The following is an 11,173-nucleotide window of genomic DNA, read 5'->3' on the forward strand; positions in this document are numbered from 1 at the left end:
AAATTAACAGGTTTAATAATTTTGCAGCGCAGCAAGTTTTAGTGTTTATTATTATAATAATAATAATAATAATAATAATTATAATAATAACTAGACAAATAATATAATATATATATTATATTATTCTTTCTTTCTAGTCACGGGAGGGAGCTGGCGCCCCCATTATTATAACAACTAGATCTTTATAATATATAAATATATAAGCTTAAAGCTCAAATTATTAATGATTTGAGCTTTTTTTTTTATAAAACATTTCTAATTTGGCCGTTAACGTTGAGATAAAAGGCCTCTTTGCATTTGTAGCTGCCGCACCCCCATTTTTGTTTTGACCCTAGCGCATTTTTGACCCTAGCGCCATTTCATGCCAATCCGCAATTTTTTGCAAAAAATAAAAAAAACAAAAATGGAGTGGAGTGGCAAATTGCCTACTACGCTTCGACGGTGACCTAAAAAAAAAAAAAAAAAAAAATATAATATATTAACTTTTTTACAATATATTATTATATTGTAATTAGTTGTAATATAAAAGAGTCGCTATAGCTTAACGGTAAAGCAGGCCACTGTTAATGTCTAGATAGAGGTTCGATTCCTCTTGGTGACTAATTTCTTCTAGAATCTAAAACTATCGGCTTTGGTTTTAACCTTAACGAAATTGCGTTCTATAATATATTAGATATAATATATCGATAGATTTATATAATAACTATTACTAAACAATAAATGAGCAACGTACCGTTCCGTCAAAAGGGAGGGAGAATAATATTCCCTTGTTTTATAAGCTACTTAAAATATTCGAATGGAAATTAAAATCAAATATTCTAATCATAACTTTATTTTAATAAGGAGAAGACGTGCAGCTAAAAAAAAAATTCTCGTTTTTTTTTTTTATCTAGAGCAGAGCAGAGTAGAGTAGAGTAGAGTAGAGTAGAGTAAAATAGAGTGCAGCAAAGCAAAAAGATTTGGACTCTCTTAATGTAACATTAAGACCAAATTAGTATTAATATTTTTTAATGTTGCATTATATAAATATATATATTATACTGCGGTAGCTAGTGGTTACTATAATATAATATATCTAATTTTCTAATAAGACTTTGCCCTTTACAGCAAAATGATAAACTAGCTTAACTTTTGACAAAAACTGTGATTATGTTTACTTCTAAATGTTATCTATTTTGCAGCGCAGCAAAAGGTTAGATGCTAGAGCTGGAATAGTTAGACTAATAATCAGGGCTAGAAAAAAGCAGTAGGGTCAAAAAAAAATACCTCCAGATTCACCTTATTAGATTGAAGAAGAGAACTAAAAACATCTTGTCGCCGTAGGCGGTCGCCGTTCATATTGTTGGCTTAATATTTTATTAAGACAAACATAGAATAAGAGGAGGCGGTCGCAACAAAACTAGTGAAAAGAGGTCAACTCTTTGACGCCGTTTATATCTTGGGATCGCGAGCTACTAACCGTAAGTAAAACTAGAATGGAATCCTCCTTCTGTCTCTAGAAAAAGCACTGCCTAACCAACATTAATAAATGCGACTAGCTACAGCCAACCCCCTTAAATATAAGTTTAATTTCAGGAGCATTGTTAAGAAGCTACTGCTAAAAAACAAAAGGGTAAAAAAACAAAAAACAAAAATGACAAATTTAATGCTAATTTCTGAATCTTTAACATCAGGATTTTCACCTTTAGGTTTAGATATTTTAAGTTTTGGAGCAATATTATCAGGAATATTAGTAATAACTGCCCGAAATCCGGTTATATCAGTTTTATTTTTAATTGCCTTATTTGTAAATATAGCAGGTTATTTAATATTATTAGGAATTAGTTTTATAGGTCTAGCCTATATAACAGTTTATGTAGGAGCTATAGCAATTCTTTTCTTATTTGTAATTTTCTTACTTGATATAAAATTAGCTGAATTACACCAAGATAATAATAAAAACAGTTTACCTTTAGGTGCTATTATTGGAGTAGCTTTTTTATATCCACTATACTCTATAATCCCTAGTAATATAACAGAAATGAAATCATTTTCTTACTACGTTTTTAATTGGCTTAATTCTTTAATAACAGGAACAACTCCATCACTTAAATTTTTTTCAATCTCATCAAGTGAGCCATCATTTACAGGATTAGATAATTCAAACCTAGAGTCAGTAGCCAAATTAGAAGTTGAATCAGTATTTACTAATTTATGGGATGGAAATTTCGCAGCTTTCAGTCAAATTTCTTCAATAGGTAATGTAATGTATACTGGTTATCTTTTATGGTTTTTCGTTGCTAGTTTAATTCTTTTATTAGCTATGGTAGCAGCTATTAGTTTAACATTTAAACCAGCAGCAGTTTCTAATTCTCATTAAGTCTAAAAAAAGCAGTAGGGTCAAAAATAAAGGCTTATTTTTGCTGCGCAGCAAAAACATGGGCGGAGATTACATCCCCTCCTCTTTATGACTGTACTTCAATCTAAATACCAGAAAGTAAAAGTCGAAAACATTTTTGCGCAGCGCAGCGCAGAGGTTATCCTCAAATTGCAGCCATATTATAATATAACTTATACCACCCTTAATTTTTCCTGTTGCAAGTTCCTTCTCGACCAGCTTAGGGTATAAAATAGATATTTATTAAGTTATTTAATTTATAGTGACTGTAAACCTTTTAGCTGCTATTTCATACTATTAGCAAATTTACGATAATAATTAAAATATTCGTTGGATCTTGTAGTGGGGTAAAAGCTCTTTATAACAAAGCTCTTTTGCTTTGCTTTGTTTTGCTTTGCTTTGCTTTGCTTTGCAAATAATGACAAACGGATTACTCTAACAATTAAATTTAAAGATATTAATTATAAGTTATAAATATAACTATTGTGCTAGTTCTCATCTAAAGACAAATATTGGCAAAATTGGTCTGCTAATAACTTGGGGTCGGGAATGAAATGCCGGTCGCCTATTTTTATTGTAGGTCCGTCTTAATAAAATATTAAGCCAACAATATGAACGGTGGCCAACAAAAAACATTAAAAATTTGACCCTAGTGGCATTTCATTCCGTTAGCTGCAGGGTTTCACTCTCCGCAAATAGGAGTGTTAAGGCTCCAATAAAATAATTTTACTAGAAATAATATTATTTGTTTGAGTACAGTCTTAAAGCTTATTATAGTGCGCTAGTTATTTCTAATCTTATTATTATTTAATACTACCCATTGGTCGGTTCTCAACCGAACCATAACAGATATAAGTTATACGAAAAAAAAAACTTTAATATCATTAATTGTTATAACCTTTATCTATATATATATATATATAATTATAAAAATAGCTTTAGTATAAAAACAGACTCGATTGAAAAAATTAAACTAGATTAATCACAGATTAGCGGCTGAAGAAACGTTAGTTTGGATGAGCAAGAAAAGACCTTTATAATATTATGGGGTCGAGGGTATCAGTTCTGCCGCCTATTAATTATCTTAAAATAAGAGTTAGTCTCTTTTAGTAGCAGAGAGATCCAAATTATTTATCCAAGAGAATGAATGAATAATTAGTTTGAGTTTTTAGCTTTGAAAGGTTCCCTAAAACAATAGATGAGTTATTTTATCAATAATAATGTTTCTTTTGGTAGAAATGTTAAAGCCTAGTCTTTGATAGAAATAAAGATCTCTTTTGCCGGCTCCATTTAATTTTATTTAATTTAATTTAATTTTATTTTATTTTATTTTATTTTATTTTATTTTTTGACCCTACTGCATTTTGCTGCTTTTTTTTTTTTATTTCAGCTGCTTTTTTTTTTATAGATATAAAGAAGGTTAATATAACCAAAAGCTATGTTAGTTTTATTTAGTTTATTTGAAGTTCTGATAGTTTTACTTCCAATACTATTAAGCGTAGCGTATGTTACAGTAGCTGAACGTAAAGCTATGGGAAGTATGCAAAGACGTTTAGGTCCAAACAAAGTAGGATATCTAGGAACATTACAAGCGTTTGCCGACGCATTAAAATTAATCGTAAAAGAAACAATTATTCCAGCACATGCTAATTCAGTGTTATTCTTTTTAGGTCCAATTATTACATTAATATTTGCCTTATTAGGTTGGGCAGTAATACCATTTGGTCCTGGTTTAGCAATATCAGATTATAATTTAGGATTATTATATTCAATAGCGATATCATCATTAGGTGTTTATGGACTATTAATAGCCGGATGGGCAGCTAATTCCAAATATGCATTTGTAGGATCTTTAAGAAGTGCAGCACAATTAGTAAGTTATGAATTGGTATTGAGTTCAGCAATGTTAATCGTTTTATTTATAACTGGTTCATTAAATATGACAACAATAATAGAATATCAACAAGCGGTATGGTTTATAATACCATTATTTCCTGTATTTATAATTTTTTTCATAGGAGCATTAGCTGAAACTAATAGAGCACCCTTTGATTTACCAGAGGCTAAGAACAACTAACAAACAAACTATGCTATAGATTTGGCCTCGTTAAATTTCGCTATATGCTGGAAACTCTAAAGCTTATGGGTTTTAATAATAGAATTTAGATTATTTTAGATTAATTTGAATATTAGTTTAAGTCTATAAGGTATTGTAATGAGCAATCAGCAGGAAACCGAAACCCTATTAATTATTCTAGATATATAATATATATATAATAAGTTATAATAATTTATACTATAAATAAAATTAAAAATTTATAGGGGATCCTCAGAGACTACACGCGAAAATACAGTAGCCCATACTGTATATGATATAGTCCAATAGTTATTTGCGGCAAAAATAACAAAGTAAATGAAACTTATAACAGGGCTAAAAAAAAAGCTTACGGTATATTAAGTAACGATAGGTTTGCGAGGAGGGTATCCCCTTTGCAGTGCACAGCCTATCATTTAATTATTCATTTACATACACTGGAATCAGAATTAGTTGCAGGATTTATGACAGAACATTCGGCCGTTATTTTTGTTTTTTTCTTTTTAGCTGAATATTCTAATATTATTTTAATTTCAACTTTAACTGCTATTTTATTTTTAGGTGGGTATTTATTACCTTCAATTTATATTGGAAGCCTAACTTCTTGGTTAGCTTTAGATAGTTTCTCTTTTATTAATCTTATTGCATTCAGTTCTATGCCTTTAGTCAGTGGTGCTATAAATGGCTTAGTTATAGGATTTAAAGCTACTGCAGTTGTCTTTTTATTCATTTGGGTAAGAGCTAGTTTTCCTAGAATTAGATATGATCAATTACTGCAAGTTTGTTGGATGGTATTACTTCCTTTAGTTTTTGCCATTATTATACTAGTTCCTTGTATAATTTATTCTTTTGATTTATTACCATTTAATCTTATTTAATATTATAACTATTAAGATAAAAAAAAAAAAAAATGGGTGGGCTTATTACGCTTTGCTAGTGGGGAGACCCGTCTATTTTATGCGCACTGCAGTCCGTTATTATTCTTATTAAGAATAATATAGTTTAAAAGAAAGATTCAAAACAAGTTCTTTCTAATTTAAGGACATTATAAAGTATAGCTAAGGCATAAGTATACTCTTTTATTCTATTCTACGCACAAAAAATATAATGTTTGACCTTATTCATTAATTAAACATCTACAAGCTTTTTTTTTTTTGTTATAGTAGGGTAACTTTTGCGCAGTAAAGTCCACTGTTTTTCCGCCTTGGCGGATTGCAGTGCACAAACGAATCTAAATGATAGGACTTTTGCAAAGGATAATTTATCTCTATCAATCATAAAATACCCCTTTATATTTTATATATAGCGAAGCGTAGTAGGCAATTTGCCACTGCTTTTGTTTTTGACCCTACTGCATTTTTTTTTCTGCATTTTTGACCCTACTGCTTTTTTTTTGTAATCTTCTGTTTTAATGTCTAAAGGCAACCTGCCAAATAACAATGAAAGAATCATATTACTACAACTAGTAATAATATTATTATTTATCTTAGCTAGTTTTGCTAGAGCCAGGAGTGCCCATCTTTGTTTGCTCCTTTTTTTTAGTTTTAGGCTTAGAGGTAATCTTACGACGGGTCGCCTACGGCGGTGAAGAGAATTAAAGGTAAAATAGAGCGGTCGGCGCCGCTGCTCGGTGTTTTGTTACCGGTTTTTTTTTGCTGCTTTTTTTTTTTTTCTTATAAAGATTATAATTTGGCTTAATAGATAAGAGGACTTCATTAACTTAAATAATAAGAGGAGATGAAATCTGGCCCCTAAATAATAATATATAATATATTATATTATTCTATCGTAAGGATAAGATGTAAGGTCAACAACAATAAAACATTTGATAAAGTTAAATCACGTGTACAAGGTGAATATAGTTTAATGGTAGAACAGGCGCTTGTGGCGCACCTTATCTCGGTTCGAGCCCGGGTTTTCACCCTTTATAATCAAACAAATTGAATGCTATTGCCCTCTAATTATAGAGATAAATCGGAAAAAAGGGGGGCTTAAATCTTTTCGCCGGGATTTCATTCCCGATCCGTTTTTTATTAATAATAACAATAATAATTATTATTAGGGTAAGTAAGCCCCCTTTCCAATAGTATGAAGGGCCGTCAGGAAAAAAAAAAATAAGTGTAAGGATTTAGCTAATGACTTCTACAAGTTGTTTATAAGAGGTAGCCGGTATAGTTTAAATGGTTAAAACACTCATCTCATAAGTGGGTTATGTAGGTTCAATTCCTTCTTCCGGCTAGGTTTATTTCCCAGGGAACCTGTAGCCAGCGAAGCACTCTCGACCGGGATTTCATTCCCGACCCGCTTTTTATTCTTGTTCTTCTCTTCTATGATAAAAGAATAAAAATAACTGCAGAATTAGTTATATTAGAGATATAATTTAATTTACCCTAGTGCATTTTTTATTTTGGACTTTACTGCACTGCTTTTTTTTTTTTTTTTTTTTTGCTGCTTTTTTTTTTTATTTTGACCCTACTGCATTTTTGACCCTACTGCTTTTTGACCCTACTGCTTTTTCAAGTTCTCTCTTTTAGCTACCAATTAAAAAGATCTATTTTCTCAGCTACAATTCTATAGTATGTATAAAATATAATAAATTGTTTTAGTTATTAACTGTTTTAACTTCATTTTTTCACTGCACTGTAAAAAATTATATTTATAATACTAACAATAATAGTATTGTTCGTGCAATAAATAAGAAGACGAGGGCCCAACTTAAACTAGTTAGTGTTGCAATAGCCTTAAAGTTACTAATAAATTATTTACTAGTAAATTGTACTAAGATTATCCTGAGTTATAACCTGGGAACGGACACTGCAAAAATTACTATAAGTAATAGACAGTTGTTGATTTAGTTTAAACCTTAAGTTGTTATAATTTGTCTTAATGTTCAAAGGGAACTTGCCAAATAATAATAATATTAATAACGAAAAAGGAAGGAAAAAACTGCAGTTTACTATGAAATAGGACGTAGTAGAAAAGGGCATCCAAACAAAGTGCCCATATTACAATCCCGGCCCCTTTAAACAATATTAATATTATTTGTATAATAGAATAAAACTAGCTTTTGTTTTGCTTTTTTTTTTTTTTTTATGAAAACTTGAGTTGTTGACTAATGGGTAAGTCGCTGATTTTTGAATTCAGTTTATGAAAGTTCGAGCCTTTCCAACTCATTTAAGAGCTGCGCGCTAGCAAAAAAAAAAAAAAAAGGGCGGAGTGACTAGAAGCCTAATCGAAGCCTAGTAGGGAAGAGTATATAAAAAAAAGTGTCCAACTAAAATAATAATAACAAGAAAAAATGAAATCTTGCCCCTAAATTGGGAATGTAGCTTAATGGTAGAGCCATTGCCTTTTAAGCAATTTTATGTGGGTTCGATTCCTACCATTCTCACTCCAGATAATTATTTAATATATTCATTCATTTTTATAGACTGCGGTTTAAATTCACTATTCTATCGAATAATTTATTATAAAAAAGCAAATGGCTAAATTCTTTTTCTATCTAATTAAAGAAGCGGCAGAAAGAAAAAAACAATCTATTTGCTAGCACGCACTGCTTTTATTTTAGCTCCATTTTTGACTTTACTGCTATTTCTTTTTGCTGCTTTTTTTTTTCTTTCTTTCTTTCTTTCTTTCTTTCTTTCTCTTTTATAAAGCCAGGTTAACTCAACTGGTAGAGTGTGCATCTTGTAAGTGCAATGTTAAGAGTTCAAGTCCCTTACCTGGCTTAGAGTTTAAATAAATGGCTAGCCCTTTGTTAAGGTTAAAACGGAGAAAATTTAACATTCTTTTAACCCTACAAACAGTTTCTGCCAATTTGGTTAGAAGTTAAAATCTTTCTGCCGCTAATAAAAACGAGGATTTTTTGCTCGTTTTGTTTGCTCCTTTTTGCAGCAAGTGGATAATATAAGATTATTATCATACTGCCCCTTTAGTTTGTTGTTAGTTTTATTACTACTGATAACTAAAAAAAAAAAGACGCGCAGCTAAAAAAAAAAAAAAAAAGGCAGTAAAGTCAAAAAATGCGGGTCGCCTCTTCTTATTCTATGTTTGTCTTAATAAAATATTAAGCCAACAATATGAACGGCGGCTGGATTTAATCTCAAAAATAAAACGAGCCTTGTGCTTTGATGTAAAGTTCTGCTATTGTAAGCAAATATAGACCTATTAAATAATTAATAATAATCTGTGAAGGTAAAAGTTAAAACCATATTTATATTAGACCTTATCGTCAAACTGGTTAAGACACAGCATTTTCACTGCTGTAATCCTGGTTCAAGCCCAGGTAAGGTTATAGATTTATAATTAGAGCGGGTTGGTGTAATTGGTAACATAATTGGCTCATGACCAGTAGTTAAACGTTCAAGTCGTTTGCCCGCACATAAACAAAATAACAAAATGATAGTATTTCTTGTTACAACAAATTGCTTAAATGACAAGTTTTATTTTTAATAAAAGGACGGTAGCAGAAAAGGATTTTTCGTCCAAATAATTAGTCTAATCAAAAAGCTGTCAGTGTCAATAGATTACAGCTATATGCTCTGCTTAGTAAAGCAGATATTAATATAATTAGATCATAATATTAATTCTCTCTCTGACCCTAATAAAGCCTTAAAGGTTTTTTTCTCGCCAATTTATTAGTATTTTAAAGTTTGTGTACTTTTGACCTTAGCGCTATTTCATTCCGTTGGCTACAGGGTTTCACTCTCCCAGATTTCATTGCCGACCGGGATTTCATTCCCAACCCGCATTTATATAGTAAGATTTACTTCAAATTACTTCTAAAAAAAAGCAGCAAAAACAAAAAAATAATAATTATCAGCAGATAGAGCAACAAAGGGGCTATAGCTTAACGGTAAAGCAGGCCATTCATGATGGCTGGATTAGGGTTCAATTCCTTGTAGCCTTATATTAATCAAATAATCAAAAAAAAAGGGAAGTTGGTGATAAATGGTAAACACTCATTTGTCTTTTTTGATTATTTGATTTTAGCTGCATTTTTTTAATCTTTTCATAGACGCGTTGTGCCGATAATAATTTATTCGGCAGGATTTCACTGCCGACTTACCGTTCATATTGTTGGTTGGCTTAATAGATAAGAGGACTTCATTAACTTAAATAATAAGAGGAGATGAAATCTGGCCCCTAAATAATAATATATAATATATTATATTATTCTATCGTAAGGATAGAATAAGAATAGGCGACCGGGATTTCATTCCCGACCCCAATAATAATGTATATTGTATATTAATATAATTCTTATTGCAGCAGATAAAAATAGACTAAACTCGACTCAAACGAAAACCAGAATTATAGTTATCTTAACAAAATATATTAAAATAACGAAGTCTAGATTTATGCTAGTCCTGTTTAATTAAAGAAAGAATAACAAAAATGCGGCTAAGGTTAGGATAAAAATTTTTCTATCCTATCTTTTTAGTTAGTTAGTTAGTTAGTTAGTTAGTTAGTTAGTTAGTTAGTTAGTTAGTTTGTTTTAATTAAAAATAATATCCATTAACAGATTTAAAAGATAATAATAAAAAACCAAACTAGCACTAAAATTCTAGTGCTAGTGCTAGTACTAGTGTTAGTGTTAGTGCTAGTACTAGTGCTAGTGCCAGTGTCCAAAGATATGCAATTTAATGACCTGCGTGCTGAAATGGTAGCCAGAATAAACTTAAGATTTATTGTCCTAAAGGGCGTCAGGGTTCAAGTCCCTGCGCAGGTAAAAAAAAAAAACAGTAAAAAGTCGAGGTAAAAAGGAGAAGAAATTAATTATTAATTAATTAATTCTTCTTCAAACGAAGACTAGAAAGAAAGAATCAATTATATGATAGATAAAAATATTATTTGTAGCTGTAAACTTACTACGCCTTGGCTAAGGATTACATTTACCTAAAAAAACTATGTTATAAGTAAAGCCTTTTCCTAGTATTTTTTAGTTTGACCCTACTCGTAAGGCTGTAAGTTCTTACGGCCAGGAACTCTTTTAATTTTTGCTTCTATTACCTAAAATTTTCTTAGCGAGGGGAACTATCGGTTTCTTTGATTATATTTAGTTCAGGATTTGTGACGGATAGAAGCACGATTGGAAGTGCGTCCGCTTTGGGAGTGGGAGTCTGATGGTTCGAATCCATTCTATCCGATAAATAGTGCTTATTATAATATAATATAACAATTATATTATAATAACACTTTCCTTCTTTCATTAAAACCGAAATAGGTTTAAATAGTCCATATAATCGATATATGACAATTACTAAGCAACCTAGACAAAATTAAAGATTGTCCCTTGTATTACCCTAAACTCTGGATTTGTTAGCTTTGACAGGGTAACCTCTGCCAAATAAATTATAAATAAAAAAACGTTTTTTTTTATTATATATAAATATAAGCTAAAGTCATTGGCTTAACTTTCATTACAGGATTAAGAGGTCTAATACCTTTACTTTATATTAAATATAATAGTTATATTTATAAAAATTATTATAATAATAAGTTATGTTGTAGTTTTGGCTAGTGCTGCACAGTAAAACAGGGCCCCTAAATAATAATATCATATTAATAATATTATTTAGGGGTAAGATTACATCTTTTCTTATATTTTTGCAGCGTTCGCTCTGCCACCTTTTTTTTTGGTGCGCTGCTTTTTTCAGTCTTGGGCGGAGTCGAGCTTAGTCTCGACGAAGGCTTAAGAG

4 protein-coding genes and 9 tRNA genes are annotated in these 11,173 nt (G+C 30.6%); 12 read left to right on the forward strand and 1 reads right to left on the reverse strand.

Going from position 1 to position 11,173, the window contains the following annotated elements:
- Window positions 1-530: 530 nt before the first annotated feature.
- From IEZ17_RS46000 to IEZ17_RS46035, 8 genes are all read left to right on the forward strand, one after another.
- Window positions 531-601 (forward strand) — tRNA-Asn (locus IEZ17_RS46000).
- 927 nt (window positions 602-1,528) lie between these two features.
- Complete coding sequence (locus tag IEZ17_RS46005; RefSeq protein WP_189306150.1) at window positions 1,529-2,359, forward strand: NADH-quinone oxidoreductase subunit J; 831 nt, start codon at window positions 1,529-1,531, stop codon at window positions 2,357-2,359.
- A gap of 1,456 nt (window positions 2,360-3,815) precedes the next feature.
- The gene (locus IEZ17_RS46010; RefSeq protein ID WP_189306152.1) at window positions 3,816-4,454 is read left to right on the forward strand and encodes a complex I subunit 1/NuoH family protein; all 639 of its coding nucleotides are present in this window, start codon (window positions 3,816-3,818) and stop codon (window positions 4,452-4,454) included.
- A 413-nt stretch (window positions 4,455-4,867) separates the two neighbouring features.
- The gene (locus IEZ17_RS46015) at window positions 4,868-5,350 is read left to right on the forward strand and encodes an NADH-quinone oxidoreductase subunit H (protein ID WP_189306154.1); all 483 of its coding nucleotides are present in this window, start codon (window positions 4,868-4,870) and stop codon (window positions 5,348-5,350) included.
- 973 nt (window positions 5,351-6,323) lie between these two features.
- Window positions 6,324-6,396, forward strand: a tRNA-His gene (locus IEZ17_RS46020).
- Window positions 6,397-6,637: 241 nt separating this feature from the next.
- Window positions 6,638-6,710 (forward strand) — tRNA-Met (locus IEZ17_RS46025).
- A gap of 863 nt (window positions 6,711-7,573) precedes the next feature.
- Window positions 7,574-7,646, forward strand: a tRNA-Gln gene (locus IEZ17_RS46030).
- A 145-nt stretch (window positions 7,647-7,791) separates the two neighbouring features.
- Window positions 7,792-7,863 (forward strand) — tRNA-Lys (locus IEZ17_RS46035).
- Window positions 7,864-8,008: 145 nt separating this feature from the next.
- Here IEZ17_RS46035 and IEZ17_RS46040 read toward each other — a convergent pair.
- Window positions 8,009-8,158 (reverse strand): hypothetical protein, encoded by a 150-nt coding sequence (locus IEZ17_RS46040; RefSeq protein WP_189306156.1) that lies wholly within the window; start codon window positions 8,156-8,158, stop codon window positions 8,009-8,011.
- Here IEZ17_RS46040 and IEZ17_RS46045 point away from each other — a divergent pair.
- The 4 genes from IEZ17_RS46045 (at window position 8,128) to IEZ17_RS46060 (ending at window position 10,621) form a co-directional block, all read left to right on the forward strand.
- Window positions 8,128-8,200, forward strand: a tRNA-Thr gene (locus IEZ17_RS46045). The two genes, IEZ17_RS46040 and IEZ17_RS46045, sit on opposite strands and share 31 nt — an antisense overlap.
- 582 nt (window positions 8,201-8,782) lie before the next feature.
- A tRNA-Met gene (locus tag IEZ17_RS46050) sits at window positions 8,783-8,852 on the forward strand.
- A 458-nt stretch (window positions 8,853-9,310) separates the two neighbouring features.
- Window positions 9,311-9,381, forward strand: a tRNA-Met gene (locus IEZ17_RS46055).
- Between the two features lie 1,167 nt (window positions 9,382-10,548).
- Window positions 10,549-10,621 (forward strand) — tRNA-Pro (locus IEZ17_RS46060).
- Window positions 10,622-11,173 lie beyond the last annotated feature (552 nt).

Source organism: Streptomyces albospinus, assembly GCF_014648695.1.
GTDB classification, from domain to species: Bacteria; Actinomycetota; Actinomycetes; order Streptomycetales; family Streptomycetaceae; genus Streptomyces; species Streptomyces albospinus.